The following is a 26865-nucleotide window of genomic DNA, read 5'->3' as shown; positions in this document are numbered from 1 at the left end:
ACAAACTATTGCGAATCTTCACGATATGATTTATATTAGAGGTTATCATAGAGGGTTTGCATCTGCACATCGTCTGGTACGATCGCCAAATACTGGTTAGCCACTTCACGCGCCTTCGTCACATCTCCAGCCTCACGCAACAGATAAACATAGGCTTCGAGGAATTCTGGGTTGTCCTTTAAATCCTCATAAAGCTCTTGGTAGGCTGAGACGGCCTCTTCTGTTTTCTCCAAGGCAGCCAAGGCACGGGCAATGTTCCATCGGGTGACAACCGTTTCGACTTCTTCATTTTGCCAATCCAAGACTTGGTCAAAGCGTTCCTGTTCCAAATAAAGGGTAGTCATGCGAAGAGCAATCTCTTCGAGATCATCTGCCACTTCTTTAGCCTCTAATAGATAAGCTTCTGCCTGTTCAGGCTGGTGGAGCTCATAAGAAAGCTGAGAAGCAAGAAGCTTCAATTGGGCATCAAAGGGATTCTTCTCAATCCCGTGTTTGGCAATTTCAAGCGCTTTTTCACGGTCATTTTCAGCCTGTAAAGCTAAGGCATACCCGTACTCATACCCTTCAAACTCAGGCGACAAAGTGTCAATTTGTTTGTAGTAGATCAGGGCTTTTTGGTATTCTTCTTGGTCTGACAATAAGGTCGCTAATTCGTAAGCAATTTGGTCATCAAACTCAATCTCCAGAGCTTTCTCTAAGAAAGGAACAGCTGCTTCAAACTTACCAAGATTGGCATAGGCAAAACCAATCCGTTGATAGGTGGAAATCCCTGTCGCTTCCAAAATCTCTCGATTGTCCAACTGGGCATACTCTTGGATAGCCTCTTGATAGCGTTCCAATTCCAGATCAATTTCAGCTAACCCTAATTGAATAATCGGATCATCAGACAGATTGGCTGCTTCAACTAATTTTTCACGCGCAACATCTGCGAGTCCTTCCAGCTGATAGAGATCTGCCTTGACCAAGAGACTCGCCACATACCAGTTAGACTCAGGACCAATTTCTTCTAAATACGCAAAGGCCTCTTCCGTTTGCCCCTCCTCCGCAAGGATGGTTGCCAAACTCAGAAATACTTCTGGATAGGTTTCTGCAATCTGTTCATAAACCTCTTTTGCCTGAGGATAAAAACCGATACTTTCAAGATATTGACCCAAATCCAATAATTGCGCTTCACTATCTTCTAACAAGGCCTTTTGAAATTGAACTTCTGCTTCTTCTAGCTCTTGCTGATCAAGAGCCTCTACCATTTGTTGACTATGACTCACTCTGTGTTTCCTCTTCTATTTCATTGTGTTCTTCATACAAGCCACTAACGACCTTATACCATTCAAAGATAGCTCCGATCACCACCTTAGCAGATGCATAGACCGGAATACCAAGGAAAACTCCCCAGATTCCAAACATAGATCCTGACGTCAAGAGCACAAACAAAATGGTAATCGGATGGATATTTAACTGGCTTCCCAAAACCAAAGGTGATACGAAACGTCCTTCAATGGTTTGCTCCACTGCAAATACAATCAAGACCTTAATAAACATCTCTGGTCCTGCTACCAAGCCCAAAACTAAAGCAGGTAACATGGCTAAGAAACTACCCAAGTAAGGGATCAAATTCAAGATCCCCGCAGAGATCCCAAGTGTCACCGCATAACGTAAGCCAATGATCTTAAAGAAGAGGATAAACATAATGGCGACGACAATGGCTACCGTAATTTGCCCTCGAACATAATTGGAGAGTTGGGTGTTGACATCTGAGAGAACTTGTTCAGCCGGTTTACGAATCTTAGTCGGTAAGAAGCGAACAATGTGGCCCTTTAAATTTTTTCCATCTCGAAGAAGATAAAAGACAATAAAAGGCATGATGATCAAGGCAACAATGACTTGCGAAGCCACTCCGATCAAGTTGCTGACCCAATTGACAGCCCGCCCAGAGATCGAACTCGCCCAAGAAGTAATGTTTGCAGACAATTCCTTAGTGATCTCATCTAATTGGGGTTTGATATCTGAGGAGACGCGATTATCTAGAAAATCATCGATGGTTGCATTGGCCTTTTCCAAATAAGTTGGCAGGTTATGAAAGAAACTCACCACTTGTCGTTGGACGGATGGAATCACTACAGCTAGACCCCAAATTAAAAGCACTGCAATCAAGAAAAAGACTAAGGAAATCGCAAAAATCCGCTTGAGTCCTTTTCTTTCAAGAAAGTCAACAATAGGGTTAAGCAGGTAATAGAGCAAACCAGAAATAATGACAGGCAGCATGACGGCTCCTGCAAACTCAAAAATAGGAATAAAAATAAAGGTGATTTTACTCAAAACCAAAAGGTTCAAGCCCAACAGCAAGGTAACTAAAAATACGGTAATGGCCTTGTTGTCTAAAAACCATCTAAAAAACCAGGACAAACTAAACTGTTTTTCTTTATTATCCACAGAGAACTCCTTTTCATTTCAATCTGTTTCTATTTTAGCATTTTTTGAGCTTGAAGTTACGAAAAAACTAGCAAAATAAGAAAGAAAGGCCCTCCCCTTTTCAACTAGCAATTGCCTTCCAATAGGACCTTTGATATAATAAACCTAACAAATCATACGAGGTGACCTATGTCTCAAACCATTTATTTCGGTACCTATACCAAAAAAGAATCCAAAGGAATATACAAGGCACAATTTGACCCTGAAACAGGGACATTGAACCATCTGGAACTAGTGGCAGCTGAGCCCAATCCAACCTATATCGCCTTTTCTGAAAAAGGCAACCTCTATAGCGTCGGAGCTGAAGAGGGAAAAGGAGGAATCGCAAGCTTTACAGCTGATTTTCAGCCGCTCAATCACGTTGTTGAAGAGGGGGCTCCACTTTGCTATGTCTCTGTCGATGACAAGCGTCAACTGGTCTATGGAGCCAACTATCACAAAGGCCAAGTTCTCGTATATCAGCTAGAGGCAGATGGGCGTTTGTCCTTTGTCGATCAAGACACCCACCAAGGAAGTGGTCCTCACGCCAATCAAGCAAGTCCACATACCCACTATGCAGACCTTACACCAGATCAGTACCTGATCACGTGTGACCTAGGAACAGATAGTTTGCATGTTTATGATGTCAGTGAGGAAGGAAACCTAACCCTGATCAATCAATATCAAACAGCTCCAGGGGCAGGACCTCGTCACTTGGTCTTTCATCCTCACTATAAGACTGCTTATCTCATCAATGAATTAAATGCTACGATCGATGTGCTCTTTTATGACGGTATGGGTGAATTCGAACACTTCCAAACTGTTTCCACACTTCCATCAGACTACGATGGTCAAAAATGGGCTTCTGCGATCAAGCTCTCAGCTGATGGAAAATTCCTCTATGCATCTAACCGTGCTCACAATTCCATCGCTGTGTTTAAGGTCGTAGCTGATGGTAGCCTAGAACTGATTGAAATTGTTCCAAGTCAAGGGCTCAATCCACGTGATTTCACGCTTAGTCCTGATCAAAACCACCTAATCGCAGCCCATCAAGATTCACCTAATGCCACCGTCTTTAAACGAGATCCTGCTAGCGGAAAATTGACCCTTCTATCCGACGACTTCTATGTTCCAGAGGCCGTTTGTACGGTTTTTCATTAAGTCGTTTTAGTTGTCAAACCTCTAAAAAAATGATTAAATAGATGAGAAAAAGGCGCGAGCCTGACTTCACAACTTATATTTTAGGAGATCCTAACATGAATCCATTGGACTTATTTAACCAAGTGAAAGAGATGATCGAAAAGAAAGATTTCGACGCTGCCAAGAAATTTGTTGATGACAACAAAGACAACCTCGGTGACTACCTTGAACAAGCCAAAGGGCTTGTATCTGGAAATGAAATGGTCAGCGGTGCCTTGGACAAAATCAAAGGCTTGTTCTAATAAGACGATGAGAGTGGGACAGAAATCGGTAATTCGTTAGAATTCGATTTCGTCGTCCCACCTCCGCACAGTTGAGTAGGGCTGTAAAAGCTGTTGAAATCAGCGTAGTAGAGCCCACTCAACCACTGCGTCTTGCTCGACAATCCAAAAATAATTGAGAGGCTAGGACTTCTGTCCCAGCCTCATTTTTGTTTACCCCAATCGCAAAAAAAGATCCTTGAGAAAACTCAAGGATCTTTCTAGTCTAGTAAACTAGATTATTTTTTCAAGTTGTAGAATGATTTCAATCCACGGTATTCAGCTACTTCACCAAGTTGATCTTCGATGCGAAGCAATTGGTTGTATTTAGCGATACGGTCTGTACGTGAAAGTGAACCAGTCTTGATTTGTCCTGCGTTTGTTGCAACTGCGATGTCAGCGATTGTTGAATCTTCAGTTTCACCTGAACGGTGTGATACAACGGCAGTGTAACCAGCTTCTTTCGCCATTTCGATAGCGTCGAATGTTTCAGTAAGAGTACCGATTTGGTTAACTTTGATAAGGATTGAGTTAGCAGCACCTTCTTCGATACCACGTGAAAGGTAATCAGTGTTTGTTACGAAGAGGTCGTCACCAATCAATTGAACTTTACCACCAAGACGTTCAGTAAGAGCTTTCCAACCTTCCCAGTCGTTTTCATCCATACCATCTTCGATAAGTATGATAGGGTATTTGTCAACCAATCCTTCAAGGTAAGCGATTTGTTCTTCAGCAGTACGAACAGCAGCGCCTTCACCTTCAAATTTAGTGTAATCGTAAACTTTGCGTTCTTTATCGTAGAATTCTGATGATGCACAGTCAAATCCGATAAATACGTCTTTACCTGGAACATAACCAGCAGCTTCGATAGCAGCGATGATAGTTTCTACACCATCTTCAGTTCCGTCGAAACGAGGAGCAAATCCACCTTCGTCACCAACGGCTGTTTCAAGACCACGACCTTTAAGGATTTTCTTAAGAGCGTGGAAGATTTCAGCACCCCAACGAAGAGCTTCTTTGAATGTAGGTGCACCAGCAGGTACGATCATGAATTCTTGGAAAGCGATTGGAGCATCTGAGTGAGATCCACCATTGATGATGTTCATCATTGGAGTTGGAAGAACTTTAGTGTTGAATCCACCAAGGTAGCTGTAAAGTGGGATTTCAAGGTAGTCAGCAGCAGCACGAGCTACAGCGATAGACACACCAAGGATTGCGTTTGCTCCCAATTTACCTTTGTTAGGAGTACCGTCAAGAGCGATCATAGCACGGTCGATAGCTTGTTGATCACGTACATCATAGCCGATGATTGCTTCAGCAATGATGTTGTTTACGTTGTCAACAGCTTTTTGAGTACCAAGACCACCGTAACGAGATTTGTCACCGTCACGAAGTTCAACTGCTTCGTGTTCACCAGTAGAAGCTCCTGATGGAACCATACCACGTCCATGAGCACCTGATTCAGTATATACTTCTACTTCAAGTGTTGGGTTACCGCGTGAGTCTAGGACTTCGCGAGCGTAAACATCAGTAATAATTGACATTTCTTATTCTCCTTATTGAGTTATATTTTTTACTCCTCTATTATATCGTAATTAGGCTATTTTTTCAAGAAAAAACAAGGAAATCTACGAAAATTGAGAAGTTTTTAACAAGAAAACGGTTCCACTATCTTATTTTCTGCCATTTCCCCTCCTTATTTAATTTTTTCGCATTCTTCTACTCTTCTGCTACGCTTTATGCTATACTAAACTTATGACAGATATTAATAAAACGATTTTAGAAAAAGCTGCTGGTCCTACTCGATTCAATCCGGATGAGCAGCGTCGATTTTTGGAGACTTATGAGGAGCGGGTGATTGCTTCATGCACCTTGGAGGAGGCAAGGGACAAGATGTACCTGGAGCAGTATTCGATAATCCTCACTGATATTTCAGATCGCTTTCATCCTGTTTTGGTCAAGATCTCCCCAGCTTTAGATGAAAGCAGCCAGCTACAATATTTGAAAAAAACCAAGGATCTTGGACTTGTGGCAAGCATCGTTTCGGATGACTGCCGTCATTCTCCCTTTGGTCTCATCATCCATACTGACCACCCATCTGGAATTTCTCCAACAGATATGAGTCTCCAGTATCCAAATTTATTTGAAAAGAAAGAAGAGACTGCCAGTCCAGAAAAGAAATCATTTTGGAAACGTCTCTTTAGCTAAAGAAAAACCAATGGAAGGCAACATCTCCTTTCCATTGGTTTTTTAGTTTGCTTTTATTTTTAAAAGGTTCCCAATATTTCGAGCACAGGAAATCAGATTCCTTTCAGCATGAGCGAGTGCATCTGCTACCTCACAAGGACCAGGTACGATAGAGAAGGCAGCTTCAATGTGATGACTAGGAAAAGCAGGCAAATCCTCCTCTAAGCTACCACAAATAGCTATCACTGGGATCTTCTCTGGTGTTCGTTTGGCCACCCCGACAGGTGCCTTCCCAGAAAGGGATTGGAGGTCCATCCTACCTTCCCCAACGACGACCAGATCAGCTTTTTGTACTTTGTGATCAAAGTCAATCAAATCGAGGCTTTTTTCTATTCCTGATGAAATCTGACCTCCCGCAAAAGCAACCAAGCCAGCAGCCATGCCACCTCCAGCTCCGGCGCCAGCCATAGACAAAATTCGTGCATCAGCTAGCTGGTAAAAATCCTTCATGGCCTGATCAACAGCTGGAAACAGAAGGGGATTTAATCCCTTTTGCCCACCAAAGATATAGGTCGCTCCTTGACTGCCACAGAGAGGATTGGTTACATCCGTTAAGACTTGGAGCTCGATGTCTTCTAAAACTTTTGGAACCGCACTGGTATCTATTCTAGCCACACGACCGAGCGAAGCCCCGACAGGACGAAGCAGATGGCCTTGATCATCATAGAAGGCTACCCCTAATCCGGCTGCCATCCCAATCCCACCATCATTTGTTGCAGAACCGCCAATTCCCACACAGATCGTTTTAACCCCTTGGTCAACCAATTGCAAAATAAGTTCACCAATTCCTCGTGTTTCCAGTTCAAGAGGATTTCGTTTTTCAGCTGGAATGGAGCCTAAACCGACAAGTGAGGCCATTTCAAAAAAAGCCATCTTATCTTTTTGGTAGTAGGACATTGAAACAGGCTGTCCAAATGGTCCGGTTACTTGAGTTTGGTACTCCGTTACATCCAGAACTCCAGCTAGGGTTTCCATGGTGCCTTCGCCTCCATCCCCAATAGGAAGGAGGTCAAAAGTTGCATCTGGTAGAGCCTCTTGAAATCCTTTTTTCAAGGCTTCTGCTACTTGTTTGGCAGATAAGGATTCTTTAAACGAATCCGGGGCTAGTAGGATATGCATGCTGTTTCCTTTCTATGCTGGTCTAGAATTTCAAGAACAAGGCTTAGATCCCTCTTCTCGATACGATATGGGGCTTGCTCAGCGACGATTGGCTTGGCCATAAAGGCAATCCCGATACCGGCTGTTTCAATCATCGGAAGATCATTGGCACCATCTCCCATCGCAATCGTCTGACTTCGTAGGACATGATTTTCTTTCGCCCAGGTTAAAAGTGCCTCTTTTTTCCTTTCAGGAGTTAGAATTTCACCAAGGACTTCCCCTGTCAAACGACCATCAGAAATCCGCAAACGATTGGCAAGGACCAGATCAATTCCTAAAGACCTCGCGATGGGGTCGATGACTTCGTGAAATCCCCCCGAAACAAGACCAACCTTGTAACCTCTTTGATGCAGTCCCGTGATCAATGTTTCAGCACCCGGCGTGACTTCCATCTGCTCCAAAATTTTCGGAAAGATAGAGGTCTCTAATCCCTTCAATAAAGCGACACGCGCCTGTAAAGATGCTTTAAAATCCAACTCTCCATTCATTGCTTGTGCCGTAATCTCTGCTACTTTTTGTCCCACGCCAGCTTCTTGAGCTAGTAAATCAATTCCTTCTTGTTGGATCAAAGTTCCATCTACATCCATAACGAGGAGACCTGTTACTTCTTTCATCGCTTTCCTTTCTTATTTCTCCCTTACTATACAAAAATAGGGTTTAAATTTCAAGTTTCAATGATCAATTGAAGATAAAAAAAACGACCTCCTAAAAAGTCGTTTTTTTGTTATTAGAAGCGAATTTGCTCCCGAGTTTTTTCATACGAAGTAACAAAGCGATCTGTCACTCCAGCTTCTACCATCTCCAAAGCATCTGAGATGACCTTAAAGGAAGCTGCATAGTCATATTCTCTTTCGAAAATATAAAGGGATTCATCAAAAGCTGCTTGCACATGATCATCAAATGAACGGTAACGGTTCGAGTATTGCAACAATTGTTCTGTCAATGTCGCATTTTGAACAATTCGATACGCCGCTTCTTCCAATTCATTCATATCATTGGTCAAGATTTCCAACAAACGATTGGTTGATTCGATGTTGATTTTATCCCCTTCCAACTCATCCATCAAAGCTTCTGTATTGTTACTTGCAGTGAAGAAAATTTCTAAGAATTCTTGAGGAATTCCTGGCAAGTTCCGTTTGTCCATATAGCGTTTAATGGCATGCAAACGGTTGGCATAGATGTTGACTTTTTGGCGAGCATTGGCATCGTCTTTTTCAATTTTTGAAAGGGAATCACTTAAGGCAATTTGCTCATCTTCGATTTCTTTCAAGCGAGCTTCAATAGCTTCTAACTCTTCTTCTACGATAGAATAGGCCTTTTGTGTTTCAGATGAATCTTTCAAGGCATCTTCTACCACATTTTCTTGTGAAGATAGCTCAGCTTCCAACTCTTTTAACTGTTGGCTGAAGGCTTCATTCAAGACGAATGTTTTACCGAGACGTTCTACTTCTGCCGCAAGCTTGCTATTGTTATCTTTGGCATGTTTCAAATAGCCAGGCAGTTGTTTCACTAATTTCTTCACAACTTTTTGTGATTCAATTTCACGGGTAAAGATGTGATACAATGCATCGATTTCTTCTTGAATTTGTTCATTTTCGTAAATGGCATTGTCCAATTCAAGGGCAGATACATTTGCCATATTGTTCTTCAAGGAAGCATGCAACTGTTGGAAACGAGATTCAATATCTGTTTCAGTGAAGTGGTATCCAGATTCCAAAAGCTTGCGGTAGCCACTTTCCAAATCCTCTAATTGATCAGGAAGTTTTGCTTGAAGAGCAGTGACAATTTCTGGCACACGCTCAACAATTTGTTTTAAGGCTACAATATGATTTTCAGCTGTATCAAGGATTTCAGCCGCTTCAACAGGGTCACCTGAAGAATTCAAGGTTACAAATTGTGAAAACTCAGATTGAATATTTCCAATTTGTTTTTCAATTTCAGGAAGCGCACTGCCATAACGATCTGGGTCTGAAGTGACTTCTTTTTGAAGTTCCTCAAACATATCCAAGGCATGAACCACACGTCCGCTATTCTTTTGTTCCTGCTCTTCCAGATCAGAAAGGGCTTTGCGAATCGCCTTGATATCTTCGTCGATCAATTGGATCTGACTTTCGATATTATCAATGGCTTGTTTAGCCTTCATGAAACGGAAAGAATTGTTATAGCCTTCCGCTTCAAACAGATTGTTTTCAATATCAGCAAAGGAATTTAAGGATAAATCTACCCATTTTTGATTCCATTCACGAAATGCAATTTGACTTTGACCAATCAAATGCATGTTTTTTACGGCCTCTACTTCATCGTTGACCGGAAGGTTGTATAACTTTTCTTTTCGTTCTTCCAGTGCTGCCAGTAAGGCTTCATTTCGTTTTCTCAAAATGACTGCAACCACATATCCTACAATCAAGATAAGGGCGACAATAAAGATGAGAACAATTAGTCCACTAGACATATAAAAACTCCTTCATCGTATTACTTGAACGTAATCCTAGTAATTATACCATAAAATATCCATTAATGGAAAGCGTTCGGTGAATTTTATACATCGAGTGTACTATATTCAGCGTTTTCTTCGATAAATTCACGACGCGGTTCCACGCGGTCCCCCATCAACATATCAAAGATCTTATCTGCTTCCGCAGCATCGTCTACTGATACTCGTGCCATCAAGCGATGTTCTGGATTCATGGTTGTTTCCCATAATTGGTGATCATCCATTTCTCCAAGACCTTTATAGCGTTGGATGGTTGGTTTTGAGCGACCTTCTGAATAACGTTCCAAAGCTGCAGCTAATTCGGCTTCTTGGTTGGCACCAGGTTGGATATATTCTTTGATTTCACTACCGACTTTGACCCCATAGATTGGTGGTTGCGCAATATAAACATATCCCGCTTCCAAGACTGGTTTCATATAGCGATAGATCAAGGTCAATAGAAGGGTTCGGATATGAGCGCCATCGACATCGGCATCGGTCATGATGACTAATTTTTGATAACGCGCTTTTGTAACATCAAATTCTGCACCAAATCCAGTTCCCATAGCAGTAAATAAACTACGGATCTCTTCATTGGCTAGAATTTTGTCCATACTTGCTTTTTCAACGTTCAAGATCTTACCACGGATTGGTAAAATCGCTTGGAATTCCCGATTTCGACCAGATTTTGCAGATCCTCCGGCTGAATCCCCTTCGACGATAAAGAGTTCTGTTTCTTGTGGATTATTTGAAGAACAATCTGCCAATTTACCAGGTAGGTTGGAAATCTCAAGCCCTGATTTCTTACGGGTCACCTCACGCGCTCGCTTAGCAGCTACGCGAGCTTTCGCCGCTAAAATCCCTTTTTCAACGATTTTCTTAGCAATTTGCGGATTTTCCAAAAGGAAATCAGAAAAAGCATCACTAAAGAGTCGATTGGTAATTTTAACAACTTCTGAATTTCCAAGTTTGGTCTTGGTTTGTCCTTCAAACTGTGGATTTGGATGTTTAACTGAGATCACTGCTGTTAAGCCTTCTCGAACATCTTCCCCAGTTAGATTGTCTTCATTTTCTTTTAAGAGTTTATTTTTCTTAGCGTAATCATTGATGACACGAGTGAGAGCTGTACGGAAGCCCTGTTCGTGCGTCCCACCTTCATGAGTATGGATATTATTGGCAAAACTCATGACCGTCTCATGGTAGCCGGTGGTATATTGCATGGCTACTTCAACAGTAATATCATCCATTTCCCCATCTGTGTAGATCGGAGTTTCAAAGATGACATCTTTGTTTTCATTGATGTATTCAACGTAACTAGAAATCCCGCCTTCGTAGTGGTAATGCTTTTCTTGCTCCAGGCCTTCTCGCTTATCCGTCAAGGAGATACGCAAACCACGATTTAGAAAGGCTAATTCTTGAATCCGCTTGTTCAATTTTTCAAAATCATACTCGGTGGTTTCCGTGAAGATTTCTGGGTCTGGAATAAAGTGGACGGTTGTCCCTGTCCGATCAGTCTCCCCGATGACTTTCAAATCATCCACAACGTGTCCACGTCGATACTCTTGGTAATGGATACTGCCATTTTTATAGACACGAACATCGAGGGATGTGGAGAGGGCATTTACTACGGAAGATCCTACCCCGTGAAGACCACCAGATACCTTGTAGCCGCCTCCGCCAAATTTTCCTCCCGCGTGAAGCACTGTAAAGACAGTTTCAACGGCAGGTCGACCTGTCTTTTCTTGGATATCCACTGGGATCCCACGACCATCATCGACAACCGTGATCGAATTATCTGCTTCAATGAAAACTTCAATATGGCTAGCAAAACCAGCTAAGGCTTCGTCGATCGAGTTATCAACGATTTCCCAGACCAGATGATGAAGACCTTCTTTTGAGGTAGATCCAATATACATTCCCGGACGCATCCGAACGGCTTCTAGTCCTTCCAAGACCTGAATCTGACTGGCATCATATTCTTGTGCTTGATTTTCTTGCTGTTTATCCTCTGTCATAATTTCCCTTTTCTATTCAAATATAAACTGGTGTAAGTGTGGCATGGAATCAAATAAATAGGTCGAAAGCCCTGCAGCCTTTCCAGCTTCTATATCGATCGGACGATCTCCGATGACCAGACCGTCTTGAATACCATATTTTTCCTTCAAATAAAGCATAGAGGCTGGGTCTGGTTTTCGAGGAAAGCCCTCGTCTGCCGTTACAATCTCCGTAAAGTAGGGTGCAATGCCTGTCTGTTCAAGAAGGGTCAAAACTTGGCGATCCCGATGAGATACCAAAAAATGGCGTCCTCCATGTGCTTGGATCTCTTCTAGTAACTCTTTTGCTCCCTCAAATAAGACCGGCTCTTGCAAGCCCAAGGCTTCTTTTTTCTTGTATTCCGTACGAAAATTGGAAATATGAGGTGCAAAGGTTTGAATTGCATCCTGTGTTGAGATTTTTAATGCTGCATAAACAGAATCATGATCGGCTTGGATGTGAAAGTCCTTCAATGTCGCTACAAAGGCATTTGTGGACGTTTCGTAATTATCCAATAGCGTCCCACCAAGATCCCATATAAAATCATGATAATTCATAGTCAATATTATACCACAAATGGACAAAAAAAATAAGCTAAAACCCTCATTTAGGGGGGATTTTAGCCATTTTTTACGGTCATTTCATTTTAAATCATAGAGAAGTCATTTCCCGTCATAGAATGTAAACTTTCACCAGAAAATATGGTGCCCAAAAGAGCTCTTTTAAGCATCTCCAAAGACATCTTGATAGAGCATTCCTTGACGAAGGCTTTGGGCATCTCCTCCAAATTGCTCTACCAAGGCATAGGCTAAGGCAAGCGCAGTTGAAGGACCACGACTGGTCAAGAGATTCCCGTCTTTCACTACTGTTTCTTTCTGATAGTGTCCATCTTGAATCTCTTCTTCAAAACCATCGTAACACGTATAGTGTTTATCTTTTAAGAGGCCGGCACGCGCCAAGACAATTGGTGCTGCACAAATCGCAGAAATGATTTTTCCCTTCCTACTTTCTTCTTGAAGAGCTGCAATCAATTCCGGATTATCACGCAAATTTGCAGCTCCTGGCATCCCACCTGGCAAGAAGATTCCATCATAATCTGACAGGTCCCCATTCCAGAGGCGATCGACTTGCACTGTGATCTGGTGAGAACCTGTGACCGTTTCTTCCATGCCAATAAGGTCACAGTCGATCCCAGCGCGTCTCAAAACATCGACAATGGTCAAGGCTTCAATTTCTTCAAAACCGTTTGCTAAAATCGTTGCTACTTTTTTCATTTTCATTCCTTCTTTCTATCTATTGCGCCTTTTTAAGGACTACTTTTTTACGGATTAGAGGCACTTCTTCTGGCTCTTTCTTTTTGCTACTATGATTATATATTGAGAGGACCAGACCAATACCAATCAGATTACTTATAATAGAGGACCCACCTTGTGAGATAAAGGGGAGGGGAATCCCCGTCAAGGGGAGAAGACCCGTTACTGCTCCAACATTTTCAAAAATATGAAAGACCAGCATCATAATAAATCCAATGGAAATATAGGTATAAAATTGGTTATTGGACTGGAGGGTAATTTTTAAAATGCGGTAAATCAGGGTCACATATAAAATCAACAGCACCAGAGCTCCAACAAAACCAAAGTCCTCTGCTACGACCGTAAAAATCATATCACTCTCCCGTACGGGAACCAATAAATTGGAGACATTAAAGCCTTGCCCAAAGAGACCACCACTTGCAATGGCTAGCTGTCCCTGCGCCTGCTGGTAGGTGGTGGTTTGTGCATAGTCAAAAGGATTTAACCAGGCTAAAATACGGTTCATCTGATAGGTTGGCATCCCTACTTGCTGGTGCAGAAAAGCTCGCCCCCCTTCTGATAGAAAGAGGAAGAGAAAGCCTGCTAGCCCACCTGCTAGAAGCAAGATGACCGGCAAGATAATTTTCCAGGAAACTCCTGAAACGAGCACTAAGCCCGCAAAGATGGCCAAGAATACTAAGGCCGTTCCCAAGTCCTGCTGGAGAGCCAATAAGGCAAATACCGGAATCGTATAGATGGTCAACTCTAGAATCAAAAACCAATCTTGTCGTAATAATCTCTCACGCCCCTTATTTCTTTGCAAAAATCGGACAATAGAGCGTGACAGCATCAGGATGAAGGGGATTTTCATAAATTCTGAAGGCTGAAATAAGGTGATATTTCCATAAGCCACCCAGTTTTTAGCTCCAGTCGAAGCTACCAAGTTGGGATTATAAAACACAAGAGGAAGAACCATCAAGGCTAGGCCAAGCAGGTAAAGAAAGGGAGTGATTTTCCAAAGAAATTTCGTGCTAAAAATCGTCACAATCAGGCAAATGACGCATCCCACACCAATCCAGGCCAATTGCTGCCCTAAAAAAGGCCACACCATTTGGGGATAGTCGTGAGAAACTGCTACATAAACAGATAAGATCCCAATCATAAGAAGGGTGAAGACAATCCCAATGATGGAATAATCCAGGTGAATCGTCCAAAAATGATGTTTCTTCATTCACGTTCCTTTCTGTGAGAATCATCAAATCAATTAATAGAACAACATTTGTAGAATCAAGCTAGATCCTGCTACACAAAACCAAGCAATCAACCCTACTAAAAGAGGGGCTGCTCCTGCTGCACGGAACTGTTTCCAAGAAACCTTGCTTCCGATGCCGACCAAGGCCATGGCCATAAAGAGGTGAGAAAGGTCCTTTAGGTAAGGAAGAACCACTTTAGGTACCAAGCCGATAGATGAAAGAATAGAAGCCACAATAAACCAAATGATGAACCAAGGAATAATTTTCTTTAACATTCCTTTGTTTCTTCCTTGTTGCTTGCTCCGATACCATTTTAAACCGATCAAGCCCAAACAAACTGGTACAATCATCAGGGCGCGTGTCAACTTAACAATGGTCGCCATTTCACCCGCCGCCTTACTATAAGAAAACGCTGCTGCTACAACTGATGACGTATCGTTAATAGCTGTTCCTGACCAGAGGCCAAATTGAAAATTAGACATATGCCATACATGCCCTAATACTGGAAAGATAAAGACAGCCAGAATGTTGAAGAAGAAGATAGTTGACATAGATAAGGCAATTTCCTCTTCGTCTGCTTCAATGATCGGAGCAGCTGCTGCGATAGCTGATCCACCACAAATAGCCGTTCCAAATCCAATTAAGGTCCGTAGGTGAGATTTCAGATGGAAGACTTTCCCAAAGATCATCGCTGCAAGAAAGGCAACTGTTATCGTTGGCAGACTAATCTTCAAAGAAGACAAGCCTGTAGAGGCAACCGTCGCAATCGGCAAGCTAAATCCCATGAAGATAATCGAATACTGCAATAATTTCTTACCGGACCAGTTCAGTCCTGGTCGTGAATTCTCCGGCAAATCTACTAATTCATTGAGGACAATTCCTAAAATCAAAGCAAAGACACTGGAGCCAATGATGGGAAAGAAAGTTCCCAAAAACATGGCGCAAAGAGCCAGTACAAATGCAATTGCAAGTCCAAATCCTTTATTTTTCATTCTCTCAATTCCTTTCAAAAAAGGCAGCTGCTTGCTCAACAAGCCGCTCTCTCACTGTCGTGTGAAGGGGCAACACTTGCTGCAAACCATCTAAAATTTGTTTTCCATATCGTTTGGTCACCACCCGCTGGTCCAATAAGAGGACCAACGATTCCTGGTCTTGAAAACGGCTGGTTCTCCCAATAGCCTGTTTGAGCCTTAAAATTGCGACTGGAAGGCTATAGTCATAAAAGGGATTTTTCCCCTGTTCTCTGAGTTGGGTATTCAGCTTTTGAACCATATAATCTTTGGGGTTATCAAAAGGAAGGCGCGTGATGATTTGAATCACTTCTTTTTGTTGGGAAAAATCGACTCCCTCCCAGAAGCTTCCTGTTCCCAATAGAATGGAGCTTTCTCCTCGGTCAAATCGTCGCTTAATATTAGCTGCATCGCCATTTCGATACTGGGCCAAATGAGGAAACTTCAAGGCGTTTGACGTCTCCAGTAACAATTCTTTTGAGGTAAACAAGAGAAAAATTGGTTTTCTTAGAGGAAAAAGTTCATCGATGAGCTGACAAATCTCTCCTGCATACTCCACGGAAGATAGAGAAACGACATCTGGAAAATCTATCGGCACCAGCAATTCCTGGTGTTGTTTGACTGTTATTGGCACCCGGTAGATCTGCTGCTCTTGATATCCTAAAAGAGCAGGTAATTGCACCTTTTTACTGATCGCGATCGTCGCTGATACAAAGAGCACGGGTACTTCTTCAGGCACAAACTCCTTAAAGGATAGCAAGTCCTCAACTCCTCCATGGAGACGAAGAATCTGGTGGCTTTCGACCACTTCCTTGTCCATCCAAAAGGTTTGGTAGCGCTCATCAAACAATTCTCTTAGATTCTCTAATGATTCGTTTTTTAATTCTGAGACATCCTGTCGAATTTTTGCCACTGTTTGATCTGATAAGATCGCTGTTTTTCCTTGTACAACTTCCTTAGAGCAGGCATTTAGTTCAAATTGAATACTCTCCAGCAACCGTCGCTGCAGAAGATCTTTTTCCTCTTCGATGGCATGTTGCAAGCCTAGAAGAAGAGATTGCAAGGTTTCTTCTCTCTGTGAAAACTGCTCTAAAGCAAAGAAGAGTTTTTGCGCTTCATCCACTACCAGAACAGATTCTTGAAGTAGACTCTTATCATCCTCTAGACGAGTTAACAGATAGGCATGATTGGTCAGAATTACCCGGCTGGTTTTCACTTTTTCCTGGCCCAGGCGCCAAAAATCTTCCTGATAAAAAAGCGAACGTTTCGACAATTGGCCATCGTGGCAAATGTCAGCTACAAAATGAAGATGACGATAGAGTTGGCCAATTTCACTGAACTCTCCCGTTTCTGTCATGGTCAGCCAAACCAACAGTTGCATTTTAAAGCGTCGGATCATCCCATTATCTGACTCACTCTGTAAGGCCTGATAAAATTTATCGAGTTGGATGTAATCCTTGGGACTTTTTAGGCTATGAAAGGGAATTTGGAAAAGATCTTGGATAGTCTTTCCTTCCTTCTTCATAATTTGATCCTGAAGAATTTTAGTTGGAACACTGACAAGAATGCGCTTGGAGGGTTTCGCTAAAAGCGTTAATAGATAGGCATAGGTCTTCCCGATACCCGTTGGCGCTTCAATAAAACTCGGAAGTGGCTGTTGCAAACTATCCTCGATATAGGCAACAAATTCTCTCTGCTCCGGATAAGCCTCCATTCCCAACAGCTGCATATTGAGTTCAAACTGTTCAGACAAATGACGACTTTCTAAAAACTGCTGTGGCTTGCGCAGATAGAGACCATGAACTTCTACTAAATGAGCTGGTAAAAAAAGGCTACTGTCTTCAAGCGCATCTTCTATTAAGAGTCGTGATTCATAAATCAAACAATCTGCCATCGAAAGAAGTTTTTCGATCAATCCTCTCGGTAAGCTCGCAATTTTCTCTCTCAATTTCAACAGTAGCTGGGCTGTTGCCATAGCATCCGCTAAAGCGGAGTGAGCATGGTGCAACTCAATTTCCAGTTCAGCTGCAAGCGCTCCTAAATTGTAGCGTTCTAAAGTCGGATAGAAAATTTGAGACAATTCAACCGTATCAATCCGAGGAGTCGTTAGCTCAAATCCTTCCCAAAAGAGGGCTTCTGCTAATAAATTCGCATCAAATTTGACATTATGGGCCACAAAGACGGCATCTTCTATTAATTCAAAAATTTCTTTTGCCACTTGTGCAAACTCTGGTGCTTTTTTCAAGCGAGCATCTGTCAGGCCAGTCAATTGTTTGATATGCTCATCCAATCGTTCATGGGGATTCACATCCGTCTCATAGGATTGCGTAATCCTCCCATCTTCGATGATGACAATCCCAACCTGAATGATCTTAGCATTGCTTCCAGCACTGGTCGCTTCCAGATCCACAATGGCATATTTCCGTTTCTGTCTTGTCATAATACTTAAAATTATATCACGTTTGAGCAAGCTCTGCAGATTTTTTTCTCCTTTCATGTTGACTTCAATCCTGTTATTTTCCTTGCAATTTGATACACTATTCTAGAAAGGAGTCCTTATGAAAATCTATCGTACTGTTAATCCTGTAGCTTATGAAAACACCTACTACCTTGAAAATGACCACTCCCTCATTCTTGTCGATCCAGGTAGCGACTGGGCGACTATTCAAAAACAAATAGATCGCATCGGAAAACCAATCGTAGCGATTCTTTTAACCCATACGCATTACGATCACATTATGAGTCTTGAAAAGGTTCGTCAGACCTATCATTTCCCACCTGTTTATGTCCATTCAGCAGAAGCCAGTTGGTTGTCTTCTCCTGTCGATAATTTATCTGGTTTGGATCGTCATGCGGATTTAGAAGATGTGGTATGCAAGGAGGCCGACTTCCTTTATGACATTCGCTCCGATTACCAAATAGCCGATTTCCACTTTTATGTTCTGGAGACACCAGGCCACTCTGCAGGAGGAGTCTCTATCGTCTTTCCTGAGGATCACCTGGTTCTATCCGGTGACGCCCTTTTTCGCGAAACCATTGGACGGACCGATCTTCCGACAGGGAACGCGGCACAGATACTTAGCAGTATCAGAGAAGAACTCTTTACCCTTCCATCTTCCTACACTGTCTATCCCGGGCATGGCCCTGAGACTTCTATTGGTCACGAGAAGATGTTCAATCCCTTCTTTAGACAATCCTAAAGAATCATGTATCCTCCTTCCTGTCCTAATAAAAGATACAAAAAAAGCAAGTGTGAACTTGCTTTTTTATTATATCTTAAGAAAACGTCTCATGGAGATTGAAGAACCAATCGCCCCAATCAAAATTCCTAATCCAAAGAGGCCACCGACCATGATCGGTACCAAGAGATGAGGGCTATAGAGATACAAGTTTTGATCTGCCAAGTTATTGTTCATAGATGTATAGACAACATTATAAACATAAAAGACCAAAGCTGAAGGAACCAAGGCTCCCAAGAGACCGATCCAAGCCCCTTCTAAAAGGAATGGTGCACGAATATAACCATTTTTTGCTCCTACCAGTCGCATAATCTTAATCTCACGACTACGTGAAATGATGGTAATCCGAATGGTATTTGAAATCAAGAAGACTGCGATGAAGATCAATAAAGCTACACCAATCAAGCCCCAGTTTCGGATGAAGGTTCCAAGAGCAAACAAGCGTTGGGTATCGACCCCACCATCTTTAACCTCAGAAACTCCTTCAATTTTTTTAGCATCTGCTGAGACTTGCTTCACATATTTTGGAGCAGTCGTCTCTACATAATAAGCATCATAGAGAGGATTGGCATCTCCATCAAAAATCTTCCAGTTGTTCCCAGCCGTTTTGATCAGTTTATCATACTGTTCTTCCTTGCTAGAAAAATCAACCTTGTCGACATGCTTCATGGCTGTCAGAGCATCGTAGACCTTATGGTAGTTTTCATTGGTCACGGTTTGACCGTCTTTTTCAATCTGCTCGCTCTGATCTTGAATATCCTTGCGCATGTATACTACAACCCGCACACTGTTTTGAATATCATCTGAAAGCTTAATGGTATTGGCAATAACTGAGGCGAAAATAGCAACCAAGCTAAGGGTAATCATAACCGAGCTGACCGCTGCCATCGTCATCCAACCATTTCGTTTCAAGCTTTTAAGCGATTCGATTAAGTGTCGGAAAAATCTTCTAATCATCGTATCCGTACTCTCCTTCCGCTTCATCACGCACTACACGACCATTTTCAATCGCGATGACACGGTGACGTAAAGTATTTACAATTTGGCTATTGTGGGTCGCCATCAATACTGTGGTCCCTTGCAGATTAATCCGCTCCAAAAGATTCATAATTTCCCATGAATTATCTGGGTCCAAGTTCCCCGTTGGCTCATCCGCAATCAAGACTTTCGGATTGTTGACGATCGCACGAGCAATCGCAATCCGTTGTTGCTCCCCACCGGACAATTCATTCGGGAATGAGCGGACCTTGTGTTTCAATCCGACAAGATCCAAAACTTCCATCACACGCTTTTTAATATTGCGACGGCGCTCACCGATAACTTGCATTGCGTAGGCAATATTTTCATAAACGGTTTTCTTTGGAAGCAATTTATAATCTTGGAAGACCACTCCCACATTGCGTCGCAACATAGGAATATCGCGTTTTTTGATTTTATCCAAATCAAAATCAGCTACTTTCAAACTTCCTTTATCGTGTTTGACTTCACGGTATAAAAGTCGAATAAAGGTCGACTTCCCTGCACCAGAAGGTCCTACGATGTAGGCAAATTCTCCTGGTTCAATTTGGACAGAGACCCCGCGAAGGGCCGTCGTCCCGTTGTCATACTTTTTGACAACATCTTTCATTTCAATCATTGACATGTAATGAAATTCCTCTCATTCTTTTCTGGTTGATTCCCTCGAGGTTATTGGAGACGCCATTTAAGGTAGGCATCGATAAAGCCATCGATATCTCCATCCATCACCTTGTCCACCTGCGCTACTTCGTAGTTGGTCCGGTGGTCCTTAACCATGGTATAAGGGGTAAAAACATAGGAGCGGATTTGACTTCCCCAGGTGATTTCTTTTTTATCCCCTTTTAGAGAATCCACTTCTGCTGCTTTTTTCTCTTGCTCTAATTGGTAGAGTTTAGCTTGCAACATCTTCATCGCACGATCACGGTTCCCGTATTGGGTCCGATCCACGGTGGACGCCACTACAATCCCTGTCGGAATGTGGGTCAAGCGCACCCCTGTAGAGACCTTGTTGACGTTTTGTCCACCAGCTCCACCAGAGCGGAAGGTGTCCATCTTGATATCATCATCACGAACTTCGACTTCGATGGTATCGTCTAATTCGGGCATGACCTCAACAGATGTAAAGGAGGTATGACGACGTTTAGCGGAGTCAAATGGAGAGATCCGAACCAAACGGTGAACGCCCATTTCAGATTTCAGAAGACCGTATGCATGTGGCCCTTCAAAGGATAGGGTCACAGACTTGATTCCAGCCTCATCTCCAGCCTGATAGTCCAAGACTTCAACTTTAAATCCGTGGGCATTTCCAAAACGAGTATACATCCGAAGAAGCATGTCGCCCCAGTCCTGAGCTTCTGTTCCTCCTGAACCTGGGTGGATTTCTAGGATGGCATTATTATTGTCATAGGGTTCAGACAATAGCAAGGTCATCTCATAGCTGGTCATACGTTTATCCAGCTCCTCCAACTTCTCGATCAATTCTTCCTTGACCGAATCGTCTTCTGCCAAAAAGTCCAGTAAGATTTCTGACTCATCAAAGAGATCCACCATTTGATGGAAATTTTCATAGGTCTGCTTGAGTTCATTTAATTCTTGAGATGTCTTTTGCGCAGCAATATTATCATCCCAAAAATCAGGTTCTGTCATTTTATTTTCTAAAATGGCAATTTCTTCTTCCAATGCCTCTAAGTCAAAGAGACCCCCTGAAAGAAGCTAATTTTTCACGATTTGCGTCAATTTTTTGACGAATTTCTGAAATGTCCATAAGTACCTCTTTCTATGTATCTAGTCTATTATATCATAACCTTCACTATTTGCCCACCTTCCAATATTGGATCTGCTGGTTGACTACTGCCAAGCCAGCTAATTTTCAACATTTTTCCATTCATTTGTAACCTAATTGTTAGAAAAAAAGATCCTCTTATGCTAGACTGGTAGCATGACAATAGTAGCTTTTATGTCCGATTTACATATTGATTCGAACAACTTCGGTAAAGAAGAATTAGAGACCCTGATCACTCTTTTCAAGGACAAAAAAATTCAACATCTCCATATTGCAGGAGATATTGCCAACGGCTTTGAAAAGACCTCACAGAAATTTTTAGACCAACTTCATTGTCATCTTCCAGTGACCTTTAGCTTGGGAAATCATGATATGCTGGGCCTATCAGAAGAAGCCATGAGACCTTTTGAATTTCAAAAGATTCCTTTTTCAAAGCATACACTCCTTGCCTTTTCGGGCTGGTATGACTACAGCTTTGTTCCTACTATCTCTCCCCAAAAACATCTCCAAACCAAGAATCTGTTTTGGTTTGACAGACGTCTCCAACGAAGGGGATCTGATCCAGCCATTACCCAACGTCTGTTGCAAGAGCTCGAAACAGAACTCATGCAAGTGGATCAACCCTTGATCATCGCTATGCACTTTGTTCCTCATAGTCAGTTTCTCCTGCGCCACCCTTATTTTGAACGCTTTAATGCTTTTCTAGGGAGCCAAGCCTTTCATGAACTGTTTAGACAATATCCTGTCAGAGAAGTGATTTTTGGTCATAGCCATCACCGAATGCCAGCAACAACGATTGACACCATCACCTATCATGCCAGACCTTTAGGCTATGTCCGAGAATGGGAGCTCTGCAAGCAATTTTTCGAAGCTTTTCCTGAATATGATTTTCCAAAACGATACGATCCCTACAAACGCTATCGCAGAATCAAAGACCTCCCCGAATTTAAAGCATACAAGAAAAAACAGCTCGCTCATGAATTTTCTCAAGCCATGACGATCCTTAAACTATAAAAAAATTGGTTCCTTCGGAACCAATTTAGAATGTAGACAAACTATTTTAAAGTAAAATAAGTTAAGCGATTCTGCAAAAAATAAATAAGTTCCAATTTTTAAATCGATCGAGAAAATACCGAAACTTTCCGCTGTGAGAAAAGTGCCTGAAACAATAACATTTCAGGCACTCGGAATTATTGAGACCCTAGGCTCAATAATTAGTCATGGAACTTCGAAGAAGTTCGCTGACGTCCGTACTCACCTAAGGAAAGTTTTTTATATGACTTTGTTTTCAATCTGAATTGGTCCCTCTGGGACCAATTTTTTTACTCTTCTGTATCCAAAAGATTTTTTGCAACGATTGCAGCCAGAACACCGCCAACGATTGGAGCCAAGATAAAGATCCAAATTTGTTGAAGGGCTGCACCACCAACAAAGAGGGCAGGTGCCAAGCTACGAGCTGGGTTAACAGAAAGTCCTGTAATGTTCAAACCAACAAGAATAATCAAAGTCAAGCTCAAGCCGATCACAAGACCAGCGATCTTGCCATTACCTTTGCTAGCTGATGTCACTGTCATGATGACCAAAATAAAGATAAAGGAAGCAATTACTTCAAACAAGAATCCGCCAAATGGAGTCACACCCTTCGCTAGGGCATTTTCACCAAGACTAGCTGTTGACATACCTGAATTTGACAAGAGGAAGAGTACTGTTGCAGATGCGAGAACCGCCCCCACTACTTGAGCTGCAATATAATTAACCAAGTCCTTTGAAGACAAGCGTTTGTTCACAAACATGGCAATCGAAACAGCTGGGTTCAAGTGGGCACCAGAAACAGTCCCAATTGAGTAAGCTGCTGCAACAATGGATAAACCGAATGCCAAGGCAATTCCTAAATGTCCCAGACCTTCTGTTCCATTTCCAAAAACAACTGCGCCAGTCCCGATAAAGACAAGCATAAATGTGCCGATTACTTCAGCAAAAAACTTTTTCATAACTAAGTTTCCTTTCTTCAAACTGTTGACTAGTTTATCAAAAATCCACACGTACCTCAAGAAATATGCCCAGTCTATTTTGCCCGCAAAAAAAGCCATCCGAAGATGACTTTTTTTATGCTTAAATGGCATTTTTATCTTTTCCAAGTGCACGTTGAACGGCTTTGACAATCTCAACGAGAACAACAATCAAGAGCGAACCAATCATAACTGCTAACCATTGTGTCAAACTCAAATGAGAGACATGGAAGAGTTTGTTAAATCCAGGGACAATGATGGTCGCCATCAAGAGAACAAAGGCAACTGGAATCGACCAGTTAAAGGTCTTGTTCTTGAAGAGTCCCACTTTAAAGATCGATTGGTAAACCGATTTAACGTTAAAGGCATGGAGCAATTGGATCAAACCAAGAGTTGCAAAAGCCATGGTAAGGGCATCCGCATGGATTTCAGTATGACTTTGGTGCTCTGGGAAGAGAAGAGCCCAACCATAAACACCTAAAACTAGCATGGTTTGGAAGATCCCTTGATAAATGATTGCTCCGAAGACACCACCATTAAAGAAGTTAGACTTACGCCCACGAGGTTTGTGAGTCATAACGCCTGGCTCAGCTGGTTCCACCCCAAGAGCGATGGCTGGTAGCGTATCTGTTACCAGGTTAATCCATAGCAAATGCACTGGTTGAAGCACATCCCAACCTAACAATGTTGCAAAGAAGATGGTGAAAACTTCAGCCATATTAGCAGACAAGAGGTATTGGATTGATTTTTGGATATTTGAGAAGACCTTACGTCCTTCTTCTACCGCTACGATAATGGTTGCAAAGTTATCATCAGCAAGGACCATATCAGAAGCTCCTTTAGAAACTTCTGTACCTGTAATTCCCATACCGATACCAATATCAGCTGTCTTAAGTGAAGGCGCATCGTTGACCCCATCACCCGTCATAGCGACAACCTTACCTTCATTTTGCCAAGCTTTAACGATACGAACCTTGTGCTCAGGTGATACACGTGCATAAACAGAGTATTGCTTAAAGACTTTTTGGAATTCTTCATCAGTGAGTTCATTCAACTCAGCACCAGTGAAGACATGGTCTTCTGTGTCATTTGGATCGATGATTCCGAGACGTTTGGCAATAGCTTCCGCTGTATCTTGGTGGTCACCAGTGATCATAATCGGACGGATACCTGCTTCTTTAGCGACACGTACAGCTTCTGCAGCTTCTGGACGTTCAGGGTCAATCATTCCGACCAAACCAGAGAAGATGAGGTCAGACTCAACGATTTCAGATTCCAAGGTTGGGATTTCGTTGCTTGTCTTATAAGCCATCATCAAAACACGAAGGGCTTGTTTAGCCAAATCTTTGTTGGTTGCAAGGATAGCATTTTTATCTTCTTCTGTGATTGGGCGAACTTCCCCATTGACTTCAATACGAGTCACACGCTTGAGCAATTGATCAGGTGCACCCTTGACAGCGATAAAGTAAGAACCGTCAGATCCCTTATGGATAGTCGACATAAGCTTACGGTCTGAGTCAAATGGTAATTCAGCAACACGTGGCTCATCCTTCAAGACTTCACGAACATCAAAGTTGTGGTCCAAACCAAACTGTACAAGAGCTGTCTCCGTTGGATCACCAATCAGCTTGCCAGATGGGTCCACCTTGGTGTCATTGGCAAAGTTCATGATACGTAGGGTATTGTTGCTAGCAGCAATTTCAGATGCCGAGCTTTGCAATTGACCGTTGGTATAAACCTTTTCAACAGTCATTTGGTTCATAGTCAAGGTACCTGTTTTATCAGATGCAATGATTTCTGTTGAACCGAGAGTCTCAACCGCTGGCAATTTACGGACGATTGAATTCCGTTTTGCAAGGGTTGTAGTTCCCAATGATAGAACGATGGTTACAATGGCAGGGAGACCTTCTGGAATCGCAGCAACCGCAAGAGCAACCGCCACCATCAAGCCTTCCAACGGATGTTCACCACGAACGAATACACCAACCAAGAAAGTAATAACGGCAATCACAATAATCAAGTAAGTCAAGGCCTTAGATAATTGTTCCAAGCTTTGCTTCAATGGTGTCTCTGTCTCGTCAGCATTAGCCAACATATCTGCAATCTTACCAACTTCTGTATACATACCAGTGTTGGTCACGACACCAATACCACGACCGTATGTTACGTTTGAGTTTTGGTAACCCATGTTAACACGATCTCCGATACCAGCATCTGCTTCTACCATTTGAGTAATATCCTTTTCAACCGGTACAGACTCACCAGTAAGAGCAGCTTCTTCGATTTTAAGAGACGCCGCTTCAAGCAAACGCATATCGGCAGGCACCACATCTCCCGCTTCAAGCAAGACGATATCTCCAGGCACCAATTCTTTTGAGTCAATTTCAATAACATGACCATCACGACGAACCCGAGCCATCGGGCTAGACATATTTTTCAGAGCTTCAATGGCTGCTTCTGCTTGCCCTTCTTGGTAAACCCCAAAGGCAGCATTCAAGACAACAACGGCCAAGATGATAATGGCATCTGTTAAACCATCCATCCCTTCTGTAACCACAGAAAGTGCCGCTGCCGCGAGCAAGATGATAATCATCAAATCCTTAAATTGATCAAGGAATTTAGCTAATAGGCTACGTTTCTCTCCCTCTTCTAACTCATTTCGACCATAAGTCGCTAAGCGTTCTTGAGCTTGGGCAGTTGACAAACCTTCGATCGATGAGTCCAAGTTCTTTAGGACTTCTTCTGAGGTTTGTGTGTAAAACAAGTCTTTATTTTGTTCTTTTGACAAAACAGTCTCCTCCTTTTTGGCCTCTTTTTACAAAAAAGAGACCTGTTTTTTAAAAAAACAAGTCTCGCTGTTTAATATAGTGCCGGAAATAATTCGTAATGACGACACTATCGCGGTAAACCGCCAGCTACTCCCTTGAGTGGTTTTATTATACCATTTTTATAGAATAAAGCAAGCGGGATCTCTAATAATTTAATGAGGTCTATTCTTCCCATTCCACCAGTAATTGATAATTAGCAAATTCCTGTTCTCCATCGAGAGTTAACAAGCGATAAGAGACTTGCAAATGACCTGCTTCTAATTGAAAGAGGTCTGTTGTAATCAAAAACTGCTGAATGCCCATCGGAGTTGGGATGATTGCCCCACCATCTTCATTTTTGTAGAAACGCATGATGGATTTAGGACTTGAGAATCGTGTCATGACCAATTCATCATTGGAAAATTTCAAAGCAACCTTTTCATCTTCTTCATTGGTATACAAGAGATATTGAAAACCTGCTTTTTCCTTCCATTCACCTTGATAGTACTGATCAACGATTTCCATTTCTTCTCCAAATCGAATGGTATTTTGAATGCGAATCTGCATCTTTGTCTCCTTCTCTTCTTTTCTTGCCTTACTATTCTATCAAATTTTACGCATTTTGACTGCCCCTA

General features: G+C 42.3%; 23 protein-coding genes. 5 read left to right on the top strand and 18 right to left on the bottom strand.

Annotation, left to right across the window (positions count from 1 at the left end):
• Positions 1 to 35 precede the first annotated feature (35 nt).
• Positions 36 to 1265 carry a tetratricopeptide repeat protein gene (locus O3646_RS00930; protein WP_371610380.1) on the bottom strand — a complete coding sequence of 410 codons (1230 nt, stop codon included), beginning with the start codon at positions 1263 to 1265 and terminating at the stop codon, positions 36 to 38.
• Positions 1255 to 2430, bottom strand: a complete 1176-nt coding sequence (locus tag O3646_RS00925) for an AI-2E family transporter (protein WP_070846022.1) — start codon at positions 2428 to 2430, stop codon at positions 1255 to 1257. Before O3646_RS00925 ends, O3646_RS00930 begins: the two co-directional genes overlap by 11 nt.
• Positions 2431 to 2598: 168 nt before the next feature.
• Between O3646_RS00925 and O3646_RS00920 the strand changes: the two genes are divergently transcribed.
• Together O3646_RS00920 and O3646_RS00915 are read left to right on the top strand one after the other, a co-directional pair.
• Positions 2599 to 3609 carry a lactonase family protein gene (locus O3646_RS00920; RefSeq protein ID WP_371610379.1) on the top strand — a complete coding sequence of 337 codons (1011 nt, stop codon included), beginning with the start codon at positions 2599 to 2601 and terminating at the stop codon, positions 3607 to 3609.
• 95 nt (positions 3610 to 3704) lie between these two features.
• Positions 3705 to 3890 carry a hypothetical protein gene (locus tag O3646_RS00915; RefSeq protein WP_003002861.1) on the top strand — a complete coding sequence of 62 codons (186 nt, stop codon included), beginning with the start codon at positions 3705 to 3707 and terminating at the stop codon, positions 3888 to 3890.
• A gap of 257 nt (positions 3891 to 4147) precedes the next feature.
• Here the strand turns inward: O3646_RS00915 and eno are convergent, their stop codons facing one another.
• A complete protein-coding gene (eno, locus tag O3646_RS00910) occupies positions 4148 to 5452 on the bottom strand; it encodes a surface-displayed alpha-enolase (protein ID WP_155173017.1) in 1305 nt (434 codons plus the stop codon).
• A gap of 211 nt (positions 5453 to 5663) precedes the next feature.
• On the opposite strand from eno, the gene O3646_RS00905 reads away from it, so the two are divergent.
• A complete protein-coding gene (locus O3646_RS00905; protein ID WP_247919844.1) occupies positions 5664 to 6116 on the top strand; it encodes a DUF1694 domain-containing protein in 453 nt (150 codons plus the stop codon).
• A gap of 42 nt (positions 6117 to 6158) precedes the next feature.
• On the opposite strand, the gene O3646_RS00900 is transcribed toward O3646_RS00905, so the two are convergent.
• From O3646_RS00900 to O3646_RS00860, 9 genes are all read right to left on the bottom strand, one after another.
• Positions 6159 to 7274, bottom strand: coding sequence for a glycerate kinase (locus tag O3646_RS00900; RefSeq protein ID WP_371610378.1), 1116 nt, complete (start codon positions 7272 to 7274; stop codon positions 6159 to 6161).
• Complete coding sequence (gene serB, locus O3646_RS00895) at positions 7259 to 7927, bottom strand: phosphoserine phosphatase SerB (protein ID WP_155169471.1); 669 nt, start codon at positions 7925 to 7927, stop codon at positions 7259 to 7261. The genes O3646_RS00900 and serB overlap by 16 nt, the downstream gene beginning before the upstream one ends.
• 113 nt (positions 7928 to 8040) lie before the next feature.
• Positions 8041 to 9765: a septation ring formation regulator EzrA gene (gene ezrA, locus O3646_RS00890; protein ID WP_371610377.1), complete on the bottom strand. Its 1725-nt coding sequence runs from the start codon at positions 9763 to 9765 to the stop codon at positions 8041 to 8043.
• An 86-nt stretch (positions 9766 to 9851) separates the two neighbouring features.
• Positions 9852 to 11801, bottom strand: a complete 1950-nt coding sequence (gene gyrB / locus O3646_RS00885) for a DNA topoisomerase (ATP-hydrolyzing) subunit B (protein WP_049491085.1) — start codon at positions 11799 to 11801, stop codon at positions 9852 to 9854.
• A gap of 12 nt (positions 11802 to 11813) precedes the next feature.
• Entirely contained in the window at positions 11814 to 12377 is a 564-nt protein-coding gene (locus tag O3646_RS00880) for an HAD-IA family hydrolase (RefSeq protein WP_155169467.1), read from the bottom strand.
• A 165-nt stretch (positions 12378 to 12542) separates the two neighbouring features.
• The gene (locus O3646_RS00875; protein ID WP_031574058.1) at positions 12543 to 13094 is read right to left on the bottom strand and encodes a DJ-1 family glyoxalase III; all 552 of its coding nucleotides are present in this window, start codon (positions 13092 to 13094) and stop codon (positions 12543 to 12545) included.
• Between the two features lie 19 nt (positions 13095 to 13113).
• Positions 13114 to 14343: an FtsW/RodA/SpoVE family cell cycle protein gene (locus O3646_RS00870; RefSeq protein ID WP_155169465.1), complete on the bottom strand. Its 1230-nt coding sequence runs from the start codon at positions 14341 to 14343 to the stop codon at positions 13114 to 13116.
• A 33-nt stretch (positions 14344 to 14376) separates the two neighbouring features.
• Complete coding sequence (locus O3646_RS00865) at positions 14377 to 15357, bottom strand: YeiH family protein (protein WP_061590999.1); 981 nt, start codon at positions 15355 to 15357, stop codon at positions 14377 to 14379.
• A 4-nt stretch (positions 15358 to 15361) separates the two neighbouring features.
• Complete coding sequence (locus tag O3646_RS00860) at positions 15362 to 17815, bottom strand: bifunctional DnaQ family exonuclease/ATP-dependent helicase (RefSeq protein WP_371610415.1); 2454 nt, start codon at positions 17813 to 17815, stop codon at positions 15362 to 15364.
• A gap of 118 nt (positions 17816 to 17933) precedes the next feature.
• On the opposite strand from O3646_RS00860, the gene O3646_RS00855 reads away from it, so the two are divergent.
• Positions 17934 to 18575, top strand: coding sequence for an MBL fold metallo-hydrolase (locus tag O3646_RS00855; RefSeq protein WP_129824063.1), 642 nt, complete (start codon positions 17934 to 17936; stop codon positions 18573 to 18575).
• 69 nt (positions 18576 to 18644) lie between these two features.
• Here O3646_RS00855 and ftsX read toward each other — a convergent pair whose 3' ends face one another.
• From ftsX to prfB, 3 genes are all read right to left on the bottom strand, one after another.
• Entirely contained in the window at positions 18645 to 19571 is a 927-nt protein-coding gene (ftsX, locus tag O3646_RS00850; protein ID WP_070588819.1) for a permease-like cell division protein FtsX, read from the bottom strand.
• Positions 19564 to 20256 (bottom strand): cell division ATP-binding protein FtsE, encoded by a 693-nt coding sequence (gene ftsE, locus O3646_RS00845; RefSeq protein ID WP_003008021.1) that lies wholly within the window; start codon positions 20254 to 20256, stop codon positions 19564 to 19566. The genes ftsX and ftsE overlap by 8 nt, the downstream gene beginning before the upstream one ends.
• A gap of 44 nt (positions 20257 to 20300) precedes the next feature.
• Positions 20301 to 21396 (bottom strand): peptide chain release factor 2 gene (gene prfB, locus O3646_RS00840; protein ID WP_100209015.1). Its coding sequence is split into 2 segments (ribosomal slippage): positions 20301 to 21323 and positions 21325 to 21396, totalling 1095 coding nucleotides; the frame shifts between segments, so codons are not numbered across the junction.
• Positions 21397 to 21570: 174 nt separating this feature from the next.
• Here prfB and O3646_RS00835 point away from each other — a divergent pair.
• Entirely contained in the window at positions 21571 to 22428 is an 858-nt protein-coding gene (locus O3646_RS00835; protein ID WP_070846020.1) for a metallophosphoesterase, read from the top strand.
• Positions 22429 to 22736: 308 nt separating this feature from the next.
• Here O3646_RS00835 and O3646_RS00830 read toward each other — a convergent pair whose 3' ends face one another.
• The 3 genes from O3646_RS00830 to O3646_RS00820 all read right to left on the bottom strand — a co-directional run bounded on the left by O3646_RS00830 (position 22737) and on the right by O3646_RS00820 (position 26797).
• Positions 22737 to 23405, bottom strand: coding sequence for an MIP/aquaporin family protein (locus O3646_RS00830; RefSeq protein WP_049514648.1), 669 nt, complete (start codon positions 23403 to 23405; stop codon positions 22737 to 22739).
• Between the two features lie 121 nt (positions 23406 to 23526).
• Entirely contained in the window at positions 23527 to 26211 is a 2685-nt protein-coding gene (locus tag O3646_RS00825; RefSeq protein ID WP_371610376.1) for a calcium-translocating P-type ATPase, PMCA-type, read from the bottom strand.
• Positions 26212 to 26413: 202 nt separating this feature from the next.
• The gene (locus tag O3646_RS00820) at positions 26414 to 26797 is read right to left on the bottom strand and encodes a DUF1934 domain-containing protein (protein WP_003008038.1); all 384 of its coding nucleotides are present in this window, start codon (positions 26795 to 26797) and stop codon (positions 26414 to 26416) included.
• Between the last annotated feature and the right edge of the window lie 68 nt (positions 26798 to 26865).

The sequence above is a fragment of the Streptococcus sp. 27098_8_148 genome (genome assembly GCF_041432105.1).
Lineage (GTDB): Bacteria > Bacillota > Bacilli > Lactobacillales > Streptococcaceae > Streptococcus > Streptococcus parasanguinis_AE.
Note: the sequence above shows the minus strand (reverse complement) of the source record. Positions and strands in the feature narration are given on the sequence as shown.

What these genes read in the sequence shown, in the direction of transcription:
- O3646_RS00875 (WP_031574058.1), bottom strand. Translation starts at nt 13,094, where the DNA reads ATGAAAAAAGTAGCAACGATTTTAGCAAACGGTTTTGAAGAAATTGAA.
- O3646_RS00865 (WP_061590999.1), bottom strand. Translation starts at nt 15,357, where the DNA reads ATGAAAAATAAAGGATTTGGACTTGCAATTGCATTTGTACTGGCTCTT.
- O3646_RS00855 (WP_129824063.1), top strand. Translation starts at nt 17,934, where the DNA reads ATGAAAATCTATCGTACTGTTAATCCTGTAGCTTATGAAAACACCTAC.
- O3646_RS00835 (WP_070846020.1), top strand. Translation starts at nt 21,571, where the DNA reads ATGACAATAGTAGCTTTTATGTCCGATTTACATATTGATTCGAACAAC.
- ftsE (WP_003008021.1), bottom strand. Translation starts at nt 20,256, where the DNA reads ATGTCAATGATTGAAATGAAAGATGTTGTCAAAAAGTATGACAACGGG.
- O3646_RS00905 (WP_247919844.1), top strand. Translation starts at nt 5,664, where the DNA reads ATGACAGATATTAATAAAACGATTTTAGAAAAAGCTGCTGGTCCTACT.
- O3646_RS00900 (WP_371610378.1), bottom strand. Translation starts at nt 7,274, where the DNA reads ATGCATATCCTACTAGCCCCGGATTCGTTTAAAGAATCCTTATCTGCC.
- eno (WP_155173017.1), bottom strand. Translation starts at nt 5,452, where the DNA reads ATGTCAATTATTACTGATGTTTACGCTCGCGAAGTCCTAGACTCACGC.
- ftsX (WP_070588819.1), bottom strand. Translation starts at nt 19,571, where the DNA reads ATGATTAGAAGATTTTTCCGACACTTAATCGAATCGCTTAAAAGCTTG.
- O3646_RS00820 (WP_003008038.1), bottom strand. Translation starts at nt 26,797, where the DNA reads ATGCAGATTCGCATTCAAAATACCATTCGATTTGGAGAAGAAATGGAA.
- O3646_RS00915 (WP_003002861.1), top strand. Translation starts at nt 3,705, where the DNA reads ATGAATCCATTGGACTTATTTAACCAAGTGAAAGAGATGATCGAAAAG.
- O3646_RS00920 (WP_371610379.1), top strand. Translation starts at nt 2,599, where the DNA reads ATGTCTCAAACCATTTATTTCGGTACCTATACCAAAAAAGAATCCAAA.
- O3646_RS00830 (WP_049514648.1), bottom strand. Translation starts at nt 23,405, where the DNA reads ATGAAAAAGTTTTTTGCTGAAGTAATCGGCACATTTATGCTTGTCTTT.
- O3646_RS00870 (WP_155169465.1), bottom strand. Translation starts at nt 14,343, where the DNA reads ATGAAGAAACATCATTTTTGGACGATTCACCTGGATTATTCCATCATT.
- O3646_RS00860 (WP_371610415.1), bottom strand. Translation starts at nt 17,815, where the DNA reads ATGACAAGACAGAAACGGAAATATGCCATTGTGGATCTGGAAGCGACC.
- gyrB (WP_049491085.1), bottom strand. Translation starts at nt 11,801, where the DNA reads ATGACAGAGGATAAACAGCAAGAAAATCAAGCACAAGAATATGATGCC.
- O3646_RS00880 (WP_155169467.1), bottom strand. Translation starts at nt 12,377, where the DNA reads ATGAATTATCATGATTTTATATGGGATCTTGGTGGGACGCTATTGGAT.
- serB (WP_155169471.1), bottom strand. Translation starts at nt 7,927, where the DNA reads ATGAAAGAAGTAACAGGTCTCCTCGTTATGGATGTAGATGGAACTTTG.
- ezrA (WP_371610377.1), bottom strand. Translation starts at nt 9,765, where the DNA reads ATGTCTAGTGGACTAATTGTTCTCATCTTTATTGTCGCCCTTATCTTG.